The following is a 16,302-nucleotide window of genomic DNA, read 5'->3' as shown; positions in this document are numbered from 1 at the left end:
TGCCCCGTCCCTTCGTTCACGCAGGCGGGGACGGGATCCGCGCTGCGCCATCCGTGTCGTGCCACGCCGCCAGCGCCGCGTGCAGCGGCGAGCGGTTGACGCCGCGCGCCACCCATGCGCGCATGCCTTCGGGAGCCCGGTCCGCGATGGCCTGCGCCGAAGGCGCGTCGACCGCCGCGAACACCGCGCCGCCCGATCCGCTCAGGCGCGCCTCGCCGAATCCCGACAACCAATCCAGTGCCATCGCGACCGCGGGGTAACGCGCGCGCGCGACGGGCTCGAACACGTTCCCGGTCGGAGCCCCGGAAACAAAGCCCTGAATTGTCAGGGGTGGCGCGCCGCGTGTCAATTCGGGAGCACGGAAAAGATCGGCCGTCGGCACCGCCACGCCAGGGTCGACGACGACGAACACGCGCTCGGGCAGGTCCAGCGGATCGAGGCGTTCGCCGACGCCCTCGGCGAACGCGCTGCGGCCACGCACGAACACCGGCACGTCGGCGCCGAGGCGCAGGCCCAGCGCGGCGAGCGCATCCTCGTCGAGGCCGCAGCCCCACACGGCATTCAGCGCCACGAGCACGCTCGCGGCGTCGGAACTGCCGCCGCCGAGGCCGCCGCCGAGCGGGATGCGCTTGTCGATCGCAATGTCCGCGCCGGCCGTGCTGCCGGTCGACTCCTGAAGCAGTCGCGCCGCGCGCACGCCGAGGTCGTCCTCGTCGGCGACACCGGGCGCGCCGGACAGGCGCCGGATCGCGCCGTCGTCGCGTGGCCGCACGCGTACCGTGTCACCGCGGTCGAGCAGCTGGAACACGGTCTGCAGCAGGTGGTAGCCGTCGGCGCGGCGGCCGACGATGTGCAGGAACAGGTTGAGCTTGGCCGGAGCCGGCCAGGCGCTCCAGCCGCCGGCCTCGCCCCCTTCGGTCACGGCGTCGACCAGCGCTGGACGACGAGGCGCACCTTGTCGTCGCCGCGGCTCGCGAAGATGCGCGTCGGCAGGGCCGGATCGCGCGAGGTGTCGTAGTCGAGGTAGCGCACGGTCCAGCCAGCCTGGTCGATCTGCGCGGGCAGGCCGTCGGCACGGAATGCCACGGTCGCCGGCGCGCCGGGCGCCCTGACCGCGCGCGCCCACGCGGCGAGCTGCGCCACCGGCACCTGCCAGCCGAGTTCGCGCTCGAGCAGGCGCGTCGCGTCGTCGCCGCGGACCGGGGTCGCGCGCAGGCCGGTCAGTTCGGCATGGCCGTCGTCGCCGCTGAGGATCCAGGTCTTGCCCGTCACGGGCGCGTTCACCGCGAAGCGATAACGCGTGCCGTCCTGCTCCCAGGTCAGCGAACCGCTGCCGCCGTCCCCACGCCCCGACACGGCGAGGCGTCCGCTGAGAGTCCACGCGACCTGCGGCGCCAGCGCGCGCTCGCGCGTGTCCAGGTCACCGCTTGCGGCGGCATCGGGCTTGACGCGCGACGGCGTACAACCGGCCAGCACGAGCGCGGTGATCGCGAACACGGCCGCTGCCGTGCGTACACGCAGGCCTGCGGTCATGGATCGAGCCGCCGCTTGGTCTCGGCGAGGACCGCATGGCCGGGCTCGCGCACGAGCGCCTCGGCCCAGACGCGGCGCGCGCCTTCACGGTCGCCCGACACCCACAGCACTTCGCCGAGGTGCGCGGCGATCTCGCCGTCGGGATGCGCCGCGTAGGCCTTCTCGAGGTGCGTGCGCGCCTCGACGAGGTTGCCACGGCGGTATTGCACCCAGCCGTAGCTGTCGATGATGGCCGGCTCGTCGGGCTTGAGCTCGAGCGCGCGCGCGACGAGCGCAGCGGCTTCGTCGAGGCGGTCGGTGCGGTCGGCCAGCGTGTAGCCGAGCGCATTGAGCGCATCGGCACTCTGCGGGTCGAGTTCGATCATGCGTCGCAGGTCGCGCTCGGCGGGTGCAAGGTCGCCGAGGTCGATCGCGAGCATCGCGCGCGAATAGAGCAGTCGCGCATCGTCGGGCAGTTGTTCGAGGCCACGCGTGTAGACCGCGAGCGCATCGGCCTTGCGCTTCTTGCGCGTGAGCAGCTCGGCCTCGAGAAGCACAAGGTTGCCACTCTCCTCGGCATCGATGCCGGCGACCACGCGCATGTCGGCGAGGCGCGCGGACGACGCGGCGCTGTCGCCGGCCTCGTCGGCGAGCACGACGTAGCGGCGCCCCGCGTCGAACCAGCGCTCGTCGTCCTCGGGCACTTCGCGGTACCAGTCGAGTGCCTCGGCCGGCTCGTCGATGAGCTCGGCGATCTGGCCGAGCAGGAACAGGCGGCGCCCCGAGCGCTCGGCGGCGTCGGCCTCGATCTCGCGATACAGACTGCCGAGCAAGGCCTTGTCCTCGGCGCGCGCCGCATAGGCCGCACGCGCACCGAAGGTGACGTCGGTCTGCTCGCCGCCCGCCAGCGCGCGCGCCGCGGCGCGATTGTCACCACTGTCCGACAGCAGCGCCGCGTAACCGGTGCGCAGGCGCAGGCTCGCCGGCTCGCGCCTGAGTGCCTCGGCGTAACGGTCACGCGCGAGCGCCTTGTCGCCGCGATCGAGGGCGAGCTGCGCGCTCCATGCATAGGAATCGCCGCCTTTGAATCGCTTGAGCGCGTCGGCCGACAGGCGCTCCGCGAGCGGCGTGTCGCCGAGCTTGAGGGCGAGCTGGCTCATCGCGATCCAGATCGCCTCGCGATCACCGAGGCGCTCCGGCGTCGCGAGCCTCGCGAGCAGGCCCGCCGCGGCAGCCTTGTCGTCGGCACCGGAGAGCACCTGCCCGACCGGGCGCCAGCCGTTCTCCTGGCTGCGCCGCGCGATGCGTTCGAGATCGGCGAAGGCCTTGTCGACGTCGCCCTGCGCGAGCGCGATCCATGCCTGCGCCTGCAGGATGCCGCCGGCCTCGGGCGCGATCGCCTGCCAGCGCGCGACCGCCTGTGCGGCGAGGTCCCAGCGCTTGACCGCGAGCGAGACACGCGTGGCCTGTTCGGCGATCGAAGGGTCCGCCGACAACAGGCAGGCTTCGACATACAGCCCCGCCGCAGTGGCGAGGTCGCCACGCTGCACCGCGAACTCGGCGCCGATCAGCTTGAGCGGAAGATCCCGCTCGACCGGCACGGCGAACACGGACTGCGTGGCAGCTTGTCGCACGACAGGACGCGGCGCGCTGGTGGCGCACGCGGCCAGCGATGCCGCGAAAAGTACGCACATGGCCGGACGCAGTCCGCGTGCGGCGGCGTCGCGGGCACCTCGGGCGAGGCGATCTCGCACCATCGAATTCCTCGGAAAACCTCAGTCGTGGCTTGAACTTGCGGCAGCCGGCCCGCACAATCCGGGCCGGCCGCGACCTCCGGCCGCCACGCCCGTACCGCGGCGTGCCGCCCTCGACGGTGTGACCGTCGCCGCCGCGGTTCGTTCAAGGGCAAGCTTAGCCGATTGTCGCACGCATGGCCCTGATCGCCCTCGGACTCAATCATCTCTCCGCGCCCGTGGCCTTGCGGGAAAGGGTCGCGTTCACGCCCGAGATCACGCCGGCCGCGCTCGCCGATCTCACGGCCCAGCCCGGCGTGCGCGAAGCCGCGATCCTGTCGACCTGCAATCGTACCGAGCTCTATTGCACCGTCGAGGCCGGCGCCGAGACCTCGCCGTTCGCGTGGCTCAACCGGCGCCAGAACCTCAACGGCGCGAACGTCGACGAATTCGTCTACCGGCATTTCGACGCCGACGCCGTGCGCCACCTGTTCCGCGTCGCCACCGGTCTCGAATCGATGGTGCTCGGCGAGCCGCAGATCCTCGGCCAGGTCAAGGACGCCTACGCGTTCGCGCGCGATGCGCAGACCCTCGACACCCCGCTCGAACGGCTGTTCCAGAACACGTTCGCGGTGGCCAAGCGCGTGCGCTCGGACACGCGCATCGGCGCGAACCCGGTGTCGGTCGCGTTCACCGCGGTGCGCCTCGCCGAGCGCGTCTTCGCCGACCTGCGTGAAGCCTGCGTGCTGCTGATCGGCGCGGGCGAGACGATCGAACTCGCCGCGCGCCACCTCACCGAGGCGAACGTGCGCCGGCTCATCGTCGCCAACCGCACGCTCGACAACGCGCAGGCGCTTGCGACGCGTTTCGGCGGCTATGCGATCGGCCTCGGCGACCTCGACCGCCACCTCGCCGAGGCCGACATCGTCATCGCCTCGACCGCCGCGCGCGAACCCGTGCTGACGCGCCGCATGGTCGCCTCCGCGATCACGGCACGCCGCCACAAGCCGATGTTCCTCGTCGACATCGCGGTGCCGCGCGACATCGAGGCCGACGTGGGCACGCTCGACGACGTGTTCCTCTACACGATCGACGACCTGCGCGAGGTCATCGACGAGAACCTGCGCTCGCGCCAGCAGGCCGCGCGCGAAGCCGAGGCGATGATCGAGCTGTCGGTCGAGCACTTCATGGGCTGGTGGCGCGCGCTCGAGCTGCGCAATCCGATCGCGGGCCTGCGCCGCGACGCCGAGGCGAATCGCGACGACGTGCTGGCCAAGGCACGCGCGATGCTCGCGCGCGGCCGCGGCGCCGACGAGGCGCTCGAGTTCCTCGCCCACACGCTGACCAACAAGCTGCTGCATGCGCCGAGCGCGAACCTGCGCGCCGCCGCGTTGCGCGGCGACGCCGAACTGCTGCACGCGGCCGAACGCCTGTTCGACCCGCATGCCGGCGGTCACGCGCCGGACAAGCCGTCCGACTGACCGCGCGGCGCCGCCGGGCGGCACCGCGCGATCCGCGCGTCACTTCGGTTTCGCCGCGAATTCGCCGTAGGGCTCGAGCTGCGGGGCGACGGCCTTGTCGCCGACCACGACGATGCTGAGCTTGTTCGGGTCGAACCAGCGCTTCGCGATCGTCTGCACCTGCTCCGCCGTGACCTCGCGCGCCTTCGGCACGAACTCGCCGAGGTATTCGGGACCGCGACCGAGCAGCCAGTTGTTCGCGAGCGAAGCGGCGACGGCGCCCTGCAGCTGGTTGCGGAACAGGTAACGACCGGCCGTCGCGCGCTTGGCGCGCTCGAGTTCGTCCGCGCCGACGGGTTCTTCCACCAGCTTGCGGAACTGGGTCTGGAACTCGCCGACCGCGGCACCGGTGACCTCGTTGCGCACGTCGGCTTCGGCCGTGAACGCGCCCCCCGCGCGCAGGATCGTGAACGCGCTGTAGGCGCCGTAGGTGTAGCCCTTGTCCTCGCGCAGGCTGTCGAACAGGCGGCTCGCGAAGCCGCCGCCGGTGATCGTGTTGGCGATCGCCGCGGCGAACTCGTCCTTGTCACCCGCGGCGAACCCGGGCTGACCGAAACGGATCGCCGACTGCACGCTGCCGGCGCGCTCGACGAACACGCGCTGGACGGGACGGTCCGGCAACGTACGCGGCAGGTCGGGCAAGGCCTCGCCCTGCCCCTTCCAGGAGCCGAACGAGGTTTCGGCGAGCGCGAACGCGGCCTTCGCGTCGAGGCGCCCGGCGATGACGAGAAGGCTGCGGTCGGGACGGAAGCGCGACGCGTGCGCCGCGACCAGCGCATCGCGATCCATCGCGGCGAGCGAGGCCTCGGTCGCATGCATGCGTGCGTAGGCGTGATCGCCGTAGAGCACGCGGTCGAGCGCGCGCGCGGCCTGGTAGTCGGGCTCGGCTTCGGCCGCCTTGAGTTCCTGCAGCGCATTGGCCTTGGCCAGCGTGACTTCCTTGGCCGCGAACGCAGGCTGGCGCGCGACGTCGGCGAGCAGCGCGACGAGCGCGGGCGCGTGCGAGGCCAGCGCCGAGGCCGACACGGTGATGCCGTCGGCACCCGCGCCGGCACGCAGCGAACCGCCGAGGCCTTGCAGCTCCTCGGCGACCTGCGCGGCCGTGCGTGTCTTCGTGCCCTCGTCGAGCAGTCGGGCCATGAGATTCTGCAGGCCCGGCAGGCGCGCCTCGTCGGCGCCGTCTCCGCCGCGCACGGCGAGCACGAGGTCCACACGAGGATTGCCGCCCTGACGCGGCAGTACCCACACGACGAGCCCGTTGGCGAGCGTCTTCTTCTCGATCGCGGGCACCGGCAACGGCTTGTCGGCCGCGAACGGCGGCAGGCCTTCGGGATTCACGGGCGTGGCGGCGAGCGTCGCGAGCGGCAGGCACGACGCGACGGCCGCGGCGAGGAAGCGTGAAGCGATACGGTTCATGGCGGTCGTCCTCACGGCGTCTGGGCCGGCGCGGGCGCCGGCGTGCGGTCGATGGCGACGCGGTTCGGCGTCGTCAGGTAGCGCGCTGCGACGCGCTTGAGGTCGTCGGCGGTGACGGCCTCGATCCAGCCCGGGATGCGATTGAGCACGGCAGCGTCCCCCCACATGACCTGGGCCTTGGCGAGCTCGTCGGCACGCGCGATGAACGGGTCGATCGCGTCGTAGTAGTCGGCGGTCATCTTGGTCTTGACGCGCGCAAGCGTGGCCGCATCGACGCCGTCACGCGCGATGCGTGCGAGCTCCTCGTCGATCGCCTTGATCGAGGCGTCCATCGACGAGCCCGGCTTGTAGAGGCCGAAAAGAACGAACAGGGTCGGGCCGTCGTAGTCCCAGGCGTTGCCGAGCGGCCAGTTGAGGCCGCCGTCGAGGTTGAGCAGCAGCTCGCGACCCTTGACGAGGCCCTGGTAGAGCCGCGAGGCGCTGTCGCCGACGAGCAACTGGCCGAGCACGGCCATCGGCACGTGGTCGGGCGTGCCGCGTGCCGGCATCTTCCAGCCGACCGCGAACGCGGGCACCTGCGCGAGCGCGTCGGTCTGCGCGGCACGGCGCTCCTTCGTGTTGAGCGGCTCGTCGACGTCGGGGCGCTTCGGCACCGCGCGGGCAGGGATCGACCCGAAGTACTTCTCGACGAGCGCGAAACCCTGCTCGGCCGAGAGGTCGCCGACGAGGCCGATGACGGCATTGTTGGGACCATAGAAATCGCGGTGGAACGCGCGCACGTCGTCGAGCTTCGCGTTGTCGAGGTCGGTGAAGCTGCCGTAGCCGTCGTGCGCGTTCTCCCACTTCGCCATCGCGAGCGCGTAGAGGTCGGTCCAGAAGAACAGGCCGTAGGGGCGGTTCTGCACGTTGACGCGAATCTCCTCCTTCACGACATCCTGCTGGTTGCGCAGGTTCGCGGCCGAGAAATCGAGCGTCTTCATGCGGTCGGCCTCGAGCCACAGGATCGGCTCGAGTGCGGAGACCGGTGCGGTCTCGATGTAGTTGGTGTAGTCGGATCGGGTCGACCCGTTGAGGATGCCGCCGCCGCCCGAGATGACACGATCGAACGTGCCCTTCGGTGCCGCCGGCGTGCCCTGGAACATGAGGTGCTCGAACAGGTGCGCGAAACCCGTACGCCCCTTGGGCTCGAGGCGCATGCCGACGTGGTAGACCACGCTGATGCCGACGGTCGGCGAGCTGCGGTCCTCGGAGACGACGACGGTGAGGCCGTTGTCGAGCTTCTTCACGGCGACCGGAAGTTGCCAGGTGTCGCCCTTGGCATGTGCCGCGAGCGGTATTGCGAGCGCGGCGAGCGCTCCGAGCAGGCATCGAACGAGCATGGTCCTTGTCCTCGTGCAGGGGACCGCCAGTGTAGACGCGCGCTGCCGCACACGGCTCGCCCGGAGGTCATGCCCGCGGAGGCTCGCGTATCATGCGCGCGCCGCGGCCGCCGCCCGGCCTGCCGGACCCTCCATGACGCCCTCGATCCGCCGCAAGCTCGAGCAGCTCGCCGAACGCCACCAGGAACTCGAGCACCTGCTCGCAAGCGCCGATGTCGCCGCGGACGCGAAGCGCTTGCGCGAGCTTTCGCGCGAGCACGCGCAGCTTGCGCCCTTGACGGCGACGCTCGCCTCCCATGACGAGGCCGTGCGCGCGCTCGAGGCCGCACGCGCCATGCTGGCCGATCCCGAGATGGCCGAGCTCGCGGTCGAGGAGATCGCCGAACTCGAGGCGCGCCTCGCCGCGCTCGACCATGAGCTGGGGCTTCTCCTGATTCCGGACGACCCGCGCGACGAGGCCAACCTGTTCCTCGAGGTGCGCGCCGGCACCGGCGGCGACGAGGCCGCGATCTTCGCGGGCGACCTGCTGCGCATGTACCTCAAGTACGCCGAACGCCGGCGCTGGGCCGTCGAGATCCTCTCGGAGAGTCCCGGCGAGCACGGCGGCTACAAGGAGGTCGTCGCACGCATCGAGGGCAAGGGCGCGTTCTCGCGCCTCAAGTTCGAATCGGGCACGCATCGCGTGCAGCGCGTACCCGAGACCGAATCGCAGGGGCGCATCCACACCTCGGCCGCGACCGTCGCGATCCTCCCCGAACTCGACGAGATCGGCGACATCGAGTTCAAGGACGCCGACCTCAAGATCGACACGTTCCGTGCCTCGGGCGCGGGCGGCCAGCACGTCAACAAGACCGACTCGGCGATCCGCATCACCCACCTGCCGACCGGCGTCGTCGTCGAGTGTCAGGACGAGCGCAGCCAGCACAAGAACCGCGCCCGCGCGCTGTCGCTGCTCAAGGCGCGCCTGCTCGACGACCAGCGCAGCAAGCAGGCCGCCGCGCAGGCCGAATCACGCCGGCTGCAGGTCGGCTCGGGCGACCGCAGCCAGCGCATACGAACCTACAACTTCCCGCAGGGCCGCGTGACCGACCACCGCGTCAACCTCACGCTGTATCGCCTGCCCGAGATCGTGCAGGGCGACCTCGACGAACTCGTCGACACGCTCGTGCGCGAGGACCAGGCGGATCAACTCGCGGGGCTCGCGGACACCGCCTGACGAGCGTCGGTGCCGCCTCAGAGCATGCGGCCGGCGACGTCCGTCTCGATCGTGACCATCGAGCCGAGTGCGACAGCCTGCACGTCCTCGAGAGGCTCGGCATCGCCGGGGCGCGTCCACGCGCAGTTGCCCACCGGCGCGCCGGGCAGGTCGCGGATCGTGAAGCAGACCGGAAGCAGCGCGGACCCCGCGACCGCGCGACCGCCGACACGCTCGGGTTCGAACTCGTAGCGCTTCGACGCGCCCCTCGCCGCACCGATGAGGTTGCCCGTCTTGATCGGCGAGGCATCCGCCACGGTCGACGACGTGACCTTGCCGTCGGCGTCGTACTCGAGCAGCAGCAGGACCAGGCCTTGCCGCCTCGAGGCGATTGCGGCCTCGGGGTACTGCGGTACGATCATCTTGCGCATGCGCCCGCCGGTCTCGGCCCCGAGCAGGGTGACCGACCATGTTCCGTCCGCCTGGCGGTCGCCCCTCACGCGAAGGTTCAACGAGGTCCGGGACGGGGCCGCGCTGCCGCCGATCTTCCCGGAACGGAAGCTCCACGTGCGGATCTCCGCCTCGAGCTTGTCGCGCAGCAGGTCGGGCATGGTGCTCACGGCGGTGAGCTCGCCGATTGCACCGTCGGCCCCCAGGTCCAGATGCCACACGAGGGTGGTCTGCACCGAATCTCCGCCACGTGCTGCCGTGGGCGGTGCGAGCGTCAGGCCGAGCACGAAGGCTGCCGCGAACACGAAACGTCGGATCACGATCCACTCCCTTGGTCGAGGTCTCGCCATGCTACCGCCACGGGATGACAGCCCGCCATCGCTGGGCTAGCGTGAAGCCCCCGCACTTCGCCAGCGCCATGCAAGCCGCCCTTTCGCTTATCGCCGACCTGTTCGAACGCGGCCGCCTCGGCGAGGCCGCGGACGAGGCTTCGCGCCTGCGCGCGCAACAACCGCAGGCCTGCGAGCCGGCCCGCCTGCACGGCGTCGCACTGCTCGCACTCGGCCGCGTCGACGAGGCGATCGCCGCGTTGAGCGAGGCACGCCGGCTCGACCCGCGCTCGATCGAGACCCTGTGCAACCTCGGCAGCGCCTGGCTCGCCGCGGACGATGCGAAAGCGGCGTGCGAGGCGCTCGACGCCGCGATCGCGATCGCACCAGGGCATCCGGCCGCGCTGAACGGCCTCGGCAACGCACGCCATGCGCTCGGCGATGCGGAAGGCGCGCATGCAGCCTACGCTGCCGCCGTGCGCGCGGCACCGTCGTACCTCGGCGCCTGGATCAACCTCGCCGGCGTCGAGTTCGCGCTGGGACGCCTCGTCGAGGCCGAGCGTCTCGCGCGCTCGGTGGCGACGCAGACCGGCCATCCCGAAGCACGCCTTCTGCTCGGACGATCGCTCGCCGCGCTCGGGCGACGCGACGAGGCACGCAGCGTGTTCGCCGAGGCCGAGCGCGCCGTACCGGGCGATGCGCGCTTCCCGTACCAGCTCGGCGTGCTCGCCGACGAGGACAAGGACCACGCCGGTGCAGCGGCGGCGCATGCCCGCGCGCACGCGCTCGCGCCGGACATGGGCGAAGCGCTCGCGCAGCTCGTGTTCGTCAAGCGCCAGCTCTGCGACTGGCGCGGCCTCGAGACGCTGTCCACGCGCCTGCGCCACGCCGTGGCCGCCGAAGTCACGGGCGTATCGCCGTTCGGCTTCCTCGCCGAACCCGCGGACGGCACCGAGCAGCTCCGCTGCGCGCGCACCGCGGCGACAGCGATCCGCGTCACCCGTCCGGCCTTCACGCACACGCCGCGCGGAAAGGACGAGCCGATCAGGCTCGGCTTCGTCTCCAACGGCTTCTCGAATCATCCTACCGGCCTGCTCACGGTGGCCTTGTTCGAGCAGCTGCGCGCTCTCGGTACCGACGTCCAGCTCTTCGCGACCGCGGCGGGCGACGGCAAGGCGATCGAGCGACGCCTGCGCGCGGCCGCCACGGGATGGCACGTCCTGCACGGCCTGTCGCCACGCACGATGGCCGAACGCATCCACGCCGCGGCCGTCGACGTGCTGTTCGACCTGCGCGGCTGGGGCGGCGGCCACGTCGCCGAGGTGTTCGCACAGCGGCCGGCGCCCGTGCAGGTCAACTGGCTGGCCTACCCGGGCACGTCGGGCGCGCCATGGATCGACTACGTCGTCGCCGACCGCGTCGTGCTGCCGCCCGACGCGCGCGACGCGTTCTCCGAAGCGGTCGCCTGCCTGCCGCGCTGCTTCCAGCCTTCCGACCCGACGCGCGGCATCGCCGAGCCACCACCGCGCGAAGCCTGCGGCCTGCCGGCCGAGGGCACCGTGTTCACCTGCTTCAACAACAGCTACAAGCTCGATCCGCGCAGCGTCGAGCGCATGCTGCGCGTGCTGCTGCTCGTGCCCGGCTCGGTGCTGTGGCTGCTGCAAGGGCCTTCGGGATCGGAAGCCAACCTGCGCGATGCCGCACGCACGCGCGGCATCGATCCGGCCCGCCTCGTCTTCATGCCCAAGCTCGCCCACGACGACTACCTCGCGCGCTTCCGCCACGCCGACCTGTTCCTCGACACCGCGACCTACAACGCGCACACGACTGCCTCCGACGCACTGTGGGCCGGCTGCCCGGTGCTGACGACGCCGGGCGTGACGTTCGCCTCGCGCGTGGCCGCGAGCCTGCTGCTGCACCTCGACCTGCCCGAGCTGGTCGTCGCCGACGACGAGGCGTACGTGAGGCTCGCCGCACACCTCGGCCGTGACCGCGACGCGCGCATCGCCCTGCGCGAGCGCCTCGCCGGACGACGCGCGGCGAGCGGCCTGTTCGACATGGAGGCGTTCGCGCGCGACCTGCTCGCACTCGCGACGACGATGGCGCGACGTCACCGCGAAGGCCTCGCACCGGCACCTATCGATGCCGCCTGAACCCGCGTAGGCTGCGCGCATGACCGCCCAAGCCGATTTCGTCCCGCTCAACCTCTGCGTGCTGACCGTGTCGGACACGCGCACCGCCGACAACGACACCTCCGGCGACTACCTCGTGCTCGCGCTCGGCCAGGCCGGCCATCGCCTGCACGACCGCGTGATCGTGCGCGACGACAAGTACCGCATGCGCGCGGTCGTCTCGCAGTGGATCGCCGACGATGCCGTGCACGGCATCCTGATCACGGGCGGCACCGGTTTCACGGGCCGCGACTCGACGCCCGAGGCGATCGAGCCGCTGCTCGACAAGCTCATGCCGGGTTTCGGCGAGCTGTTCCGCGCGATCAGCTTCGACGAGATCGGCACCTCGACGCTGCAGTCGCGCGCGTTCGCCGGCCTCGCCAACGAGACCTTCCTGTTCTGCGTGCCGGGCTCGACCTCGGCCTGCCGCACGGCCTGGGAGAAGATCATCCAGAGCCAGCTCGATGCGCGCACACGGCCGTGCAACCTCGCCGGCCTGCGCTCGCGCCTCGGCGAACGCTGACGCCCCTTCCCCGACGGAGCCGCGCATGAAACCGCTCAAGCGCAAGAAGTACGACGACGCCCTCGAACCGCTGCACGCCGGGCTGATCGACCTGCAGCGCTGGATCATCAACGAGGGCAAGCGCGTCGTCGTGATCCTCGAGGGCCGCGACGCGGCCGGCAAGGGCGGCGTCATCAAGACCATCGAGGCGCCGCTCAACAACCGCCACGTGCGCACGGTCGCGCTGTCCAAGCCGAACGAGCAGGAACGCGGGCAGTGGTACTTCCAGCGCTACGCCGCGCAGCTGCCCGCCGCAGGCGAACTCGTGCTGTTCGACCGCAGCTGGTACAACCGCGCCGGCGTCGAGAAGGTCATGGGCTTCTGCACCGACGAGCAGTACCGGCAGTTCCTCGTCGACTGCCCCGCGTTCGAGCGCCTGCTGACCGCGGACGGGACGATCCTCGTCAAGTACTGGCTTGCGGTCGACCAGGCCGAGCAGGAGAAACGCTTCGCCGAGCGCGCCGAGGATCCGGCCAAGCGCTGGAAGCTCTCGCCGGTCGACATCAAGGCACGCGAGCAGTACGCCGCCTACGGCAAGGCGCGCGACGCGATGCTCAAGGCCACCCACGCCGAGCACGCACCGTGGTTCGTGGTCGACTTCAACGACCAGCGCCGCGGCCGCCTCGACCTGATCCGCCACCTGCTCGCCTACCTGCCGCAGCGCGCCGCCGCGGCACCGCCGCTGGAACTGCCGCCACTCGCCGGCGAGCCTGCGCGCGAGCGCATCCCGCGCCGTTTCCTGGTCGCTTCCGGCGACTGACGGCAACCCGCCGCACCCGGCCCGCGGAGCGCGCGCGCCCACGCCTGGCGCGGTATCATGCGTGCCGCTACACGCGGTGGGAGAAGCGGCGAAAGCCGCTGCCGAAGGCGCAACACGCCCGCAATCGCTCAGGCCCCGTACCGCCGCGTGCATACACTCTGGAGAGACCGGTTCGATCCGGCGCCGAAGGGGCACGAAGCGTCCGCGCTTCCAAACTCTCAGGCAAAAGGACAGAGGGGCGCGAGGAAGGCCTGGCCTTCCGCCGTTTCCGCGCGAGCGGTGCGGCGGCGGCACGGCGTTCCATCCCTTCGCGTGCCCTGCCCCGGATGCCTGCCATGTCCCAGCGTTCCTCCCTGCGCGACCTCGAACACGCCTCGGCCTTCGTCGAGCGCCACATCGGCCCCAACGACGCCGAGATCGCGCACATGCTCGGCGTGATCGGCCATGCCTCGCTCGACGCGATGACCGACGCGATCGTGCCGGCCGGCATCAAGTCGCCGACGCCGCTCGCGCTGCCCGACTCGCTGACCGAGGTGCAGGCGCTCGCGAAGATCCGCGCGATCGCCGACCGCAACCAGGTGTTCCGCAGCTTCATCGGACAGGGCTACTACGGTACTCATACGCCGAACGTCATCCTGCGCAACATCCTCGAGAACCCCGCGTGGTACACGGCCTACACGCCGTACCAGGCCGAGATCTCGCAGGGTCGCATGGAGGCGCTGATCAATTTCCAGACGCTGGTCGCCGACCTGAGCGGCATGGAGATCGCGAACGCGTCGCTGCTCGACGAAGCCACCGCCGCGGCCGAGGCGATGACGCTGGCCAAGCGTTCGGCGAAGTCGAAGTCCGAGACGTTCTACGTCGCCGACCACGTGCATCCGCAGACCCTCGAGGTGCTCCGCACGCGCGCCGAGGCGATGGGCATCGCGCTGCAGGTCGGCCCGGCCGCCGACGCCGCCGGTGCCGACAGCTTCGGCGTGCTGCTGCAGTACCCCGACACGTTCGGCCACGTTGGCGACCATCGCGCCGTCGCCGATGCCGTGCACGCACGCGGCGGCCTCGTCGCGGTCGCCGCCGACCTGCTCGCGCTGACGCTGGTCGCCGCGCCGGGCACGTGGGGCGCCGACATCGTCGTCGGCAACTCGCAGCGCTTCGGCGTGCCGTACGGCTTCGGCGGTCCGCACGCCGCGTTCATGGCCTGCCGCGACGCCTACAAGCGCTCGATGCCGGGCCGCCTGATCGGCGTCTCGGTCGATGCCGAAGGCAAGCCGGCCTACCGCCTCACGCTGCAGACGCGCGAGCAGCACATCCGCCGCGAGAAGGCGACCTCGAACATCTGCACGGCGCAGGTGCTGCTCGCGGTCATGGCGAGCATGTACGCGGTCTACCACGGCCCCGACGGTCTCGTGCGCATCGCGCGCCGCACGCACCGCTTCGCGGCGATCCTCGCCGCCGCGCTGCGCGACGCCGGTGCGACGGTCGGCGGCGACTTCTTCGACACGTTGCATGTGACCGGCGTCGACGCCTCCGCGATCCACGCGAAGGCGCGCGGCGCGCGCATCAACCTGCGCGCGATCGACGCGACGAGCCTCTCGATCAGCCTCGACGAGACGACGACGCGCGCCGACGTCGAAGCGCTCGCCGCACTGTTCGGCGCGAGCCTCGGCGACCTCGACGCCCGCGACGCGGCGACGCCCGATGCGCTGCCGGCCGCGCTGCCGCGCGCGACGCCGTTCCTGCAGCATCCGGTGTTCAACACCTACCACAGCGAGCACGAGCTGCTGCGCTACATGCGCGCACTCGCCGACAAGGATCTCGCGATGGACCGCACGATGATCCCGCTGGGCTCGTGCACGATGAAGCTCAACGCCACCGCCGAGATGATCCCGGTGACGTGGCCCGAGTTCGGCAACCTCCATCCGCTCGCGCCGGCCGACCAGACCACGGGCTACACGCAGCTCATCGACGAGCTCGAGGCGATGCTCGTCGAGTGCACGGGCTACGACGCGGTCAGCCTGCAGCCCAACTCCGGCGCGCAGGGCGAATACGCGGGCCTGCTCGCGATCCGCGCCTGGCACCGCTCGCGCGGCGAGGGCCATCGCGACATCTGCCTGATCCCCGAATCCGCGCACGGCACCAACCCGGCCTCGGCGCAGATGTGCGGCATGACCGTCGTCGTGACGCGCTGCGACGCCAACGGCAACGTCGACGTCGAGGACATCCGTGCCAAGGCGGCGAAGCATGCCGACCGCCTCGCCGCACTCATGATCACCTACCCGTCCACGCACGGCGTGTTCGAGGAGGACGTCGTCGCGATCTGCGAGGCGATCCACGCGCACGGCGGCCAGGTCTACACCGACGGCGCCAACATGAACGCGCTCGTCGGTGTGGCCAAGCCGGGCAAATGGGGCTCGGACGTCTCGCACCTCAACCTGCACAAGACCTTCTGCATCCCGCACGGCGGCGGCGGTCCCGGCGTCGGCCCCTGCGCGGTCAAGGCGCACCTCGCGCCGTTCCTGCCTCGCAAGGCGCCTATCGCGGGCGACCACGCCGGCCACGGCGTCGGCATGGTCTCGGCCGCCGCGTACGGCTCCGCCTCGATCCTGCCGATCAGCTGGATGTACGTGACGCTGATGGGCGCGGCCGGCCTGCGCAAGGCGACCCAGGTCGCACTGCTCAACGCGAACTACATCGCCACGCGCCTCGCGCCGCATTTCGAGACGCTGTACACGGGCCGCAACGGCCTCGTCGCGCACGAGTGCATCCTCGACCTGCGCCCGATCAAGGACGCCACCGGCATCAGCGCCGAGGACGTCGCCAAGCGCCTCATCGATTTCGGCTTCCACGCGCCGACGCTGAGCTTTCCGGTGGCCGGCACGCTCATGGTCGAACCCACCGAGAGCGAGTCGCAGCACGAGCTCGACCGCTTCATCGACGCGATGATCCAGATCCGCCACGAGATCCGCGCGGTCGAGGACGGCTCGCTCGACGCACTCGACAACCCGCTCAAGCACGCGCCGCACACGGCGACGCAGGTCGCCGGCACCACGTGGACGCACGCCTACCCGCGCGAGCTCGCGGCGTTCCCGCTGGCCAGCCTGCGCCAGCAGAAGTACTGGCCGCCGGTCGCGCGCGTCGACAACGTGCACGGCGACAAGAACGTGTTCTGCAGCTGCATCCCGATCGGCGCGGCCGATGCCGAGCCCGAGGCGTTCAGCGAGCCCGCGGTGGCGTGACGCGCGGAGCGTCGGGCCGCCGCAAGGCGGCCCGACGCG

Annotated in this window: 12 protein-coding genes and 1 riboswitch; of the genes, 6 read left to right on the top strand and 6 right to left on the bottom strand. The window is 71.3% G+C overall.

The genetic code is table 11. The features are described from left to right. Positions 1 to 16: 16 nt before the first annotated feature. From ispE to ACQQ2N_RS11260, 3 genes are read right to left on the bottom strand one after another with little or no spacing between them, the layout of a single operon-like run. The gene (gene ispE / locus ACQQ2N_RS11270; protein ID WP_440221680.1) at positions 17 to 922 is read right to left on the bottom strand and encodes a 4-(cytidine 5'-diphospho)-2-C-methyl-D-erythritol kinase; all 906 of its coding nucleotides are present in this window, start codon (positions 920 to 922) and stop codon (positions 17 to 19) included. Next, positions 919 to 1,533, bottom strand: coding sequence for a lipoprotein insertase outer membrane protein LolB (gene lolB / locus ACQQ2N_RS11265; RefSeq protein ID WP_440221679.1), 615 nt, complete (start codon positions 1,531 to 1,533; stop codon positions 919 to 921). The genes ispE and lolB overlap by 4 nt, the downstream gene beginning before the upstream one ends. Beyond that, entirely contained in the window at positions 1,530 to 3,146 is a 1,617-nt protein-coding gene (locus ACQQ2N_RS11260; RefSeq protein WP_440221678.1) for a tetratricopeptide repeat protein, read from the bottom strand. Before ACQQ2N_RS11260 ends, lolB begins: the two co-directional genes overlap by 4 nt. Before the next feature lie 296 nt (positions 3,147 to 3,442). On the opposite strand from ACQQ2N_RS11260, the gene hemA reads away from it, so the two are divergent. Next, entirely contained in the window at positions 3,443 to 4,726 is a 1,284-nt protein-coding gene (gene hemA, locus ACQQ2N_RS11255; protein ID WP_440221677.1) for a glutamyl-tRNA reductase, read from the top strand. 39 nt (positions 4,727 to 4,765) lie between these two features. Here the strand turns inward: hemA and ACQQ2N_RS11250 are convergent, their stop codons facing one another. Together ACQQ2N_RS11250 and ACQQ2N_RS11245 are read right to left on the bottom strand one after the other, a co-directional pair. Beyond that, positions 4,766 to 6,181 (bottom strand): M16 family metallopeptidase, encoded by a 1,416-nt coding sequence (locus tag ACQQ2N_RS11250; protein WP_440221676.1) that lies wholly within the window; start codon positions 6,179 to 6,181, stop codon positions 4,766 to 4,768. Between the two features lie 11 nt (positions 6,182 to 6,192). Further along, the gene (locus ACQQ2N_RS11245) at positions 6,193 to 7,560 is read right to left on the bottom strand and encodes a M16 family metallopeptidase (protein ID WP_440221675.1); all 1,368 of its coding nucleotides are present in this window, start codon (positions 7,558 to 7,560) and stop codon (positions 6,193 to 6,195) included. Between the two features lie 133 nt (positions 7,561 to 7,693). Here ACQQ2N_RS11245 and prfA point away from each other — a divergent pair, with 133 nt between their 5' ends. Beyond that, entirely contained in the window at positions 7,694 to 8,776 is a 1,083-nt protein-coding gene (gene prfA / locus ACQQ2N_RS11240) for a peptide chain release factor 1 (protein WP_440221674.1), read from the top strand. Positions 8,777 to 8,793: 17 nt separating this feature from the next. Here prfA and ACQQ2N_RS11235 read toward each other — a convergent pair whose 3' ends face one another. Continuing rightward, entirely contained in the window at positions 8,794 to 9,525 is a 732-nt protein-coding gene (locus tag ACQQ2N_RS11235; protein WP_440221673.1) for an energy transducer TonB, read from the bottom strand. Positions 9,526 to 9,623: 98 nt separating this feature from the next. On the opposite strand from ACQQ2N_RS11235, the gene ACQQ2N_RS11230 reads away from it, so the two are divergent. The 4 genes from ACQQ2N_RS11230 (at position 9,624) to gcvP (ending at position 16,263) form a co-directional block, all read left to right on the top strand. Further along, entirely contained in the window at positions 9,624 to 11,687 is a 2,064-nt protein-coding gene (locus ACQQ2N_RS11230) for an O-linked N-acetylglucosamine transferase, SPINDLY family protein (RefSeq protein ID WP_440221672.1), read from the top strand. A gap of 19 nt (positions 11,688 to 11,706) precedes the next feature. Then, positions 11,707 to 12,228 carry a molybdenum cofactor biosynthesis protein B gene (gene moaB / locus ACQQ2N_RS11225; protein ID WP_440221671.1) on the top strand — a complete coding sequence of 174 codons (522 nt, stop codon included), beginning with the start codon at positions 11,707 to 11,709 and terminating at the stop codon, positions 12,226 to 12,228. A gap of 25 nt (positions 12,229 to 12,253) precedes the next feature. Further along, on the top strand, positions 12,254 to 13,027 hold the full coding sequence (gene ppk2 / locus ACQQ2N_RS11220; protein WP_440221670.1) for a polyphosphate kinase 2: 774 nt from the start codon (positions 12,254 to 12,256) through the stop codon (positions 13,025 to 13,027). Between the two features lie 148 nt (positions 13,028 to 13,175). Beyond that, a riboswitch (glycine riboswitch) is annotated at positions 13,176 to 13,271 on the top strand. Positions 13,272 to 13,353: 82 nt separating this feature from the next. Beyond that, on the top strand, positions 13,354 to 16,263 hold the full coding sequence (gcvP, locus tag ACQQ2N_RS11215) for an aminomethyl-transferring glycine dehydrogenase (protein ID WP_440221669.1): 2,910 nt from the start codon (positions 13,354 to 13,356) through the stop codon (positions 16,261 to 16,263). Positions 16,264 to 16,302: the final 39 nt, after the last annotated feature.

The sequence above is a fragment of the Dokdonella aquatica genome (assembly GCF_051987395.1).
In the GTDB taxonomy this organism is placed as follows: domain Bacteria; phylum Pseudomonadota; class Gammaproteobacteria; order Xanthomonadales; family Rhodanobacteraceae; genus Dokdonella.
Note: the sequence above shows the minus strand (reverse complement) of the source record. Positions and strands in the feature narration are given on the sequence as shown.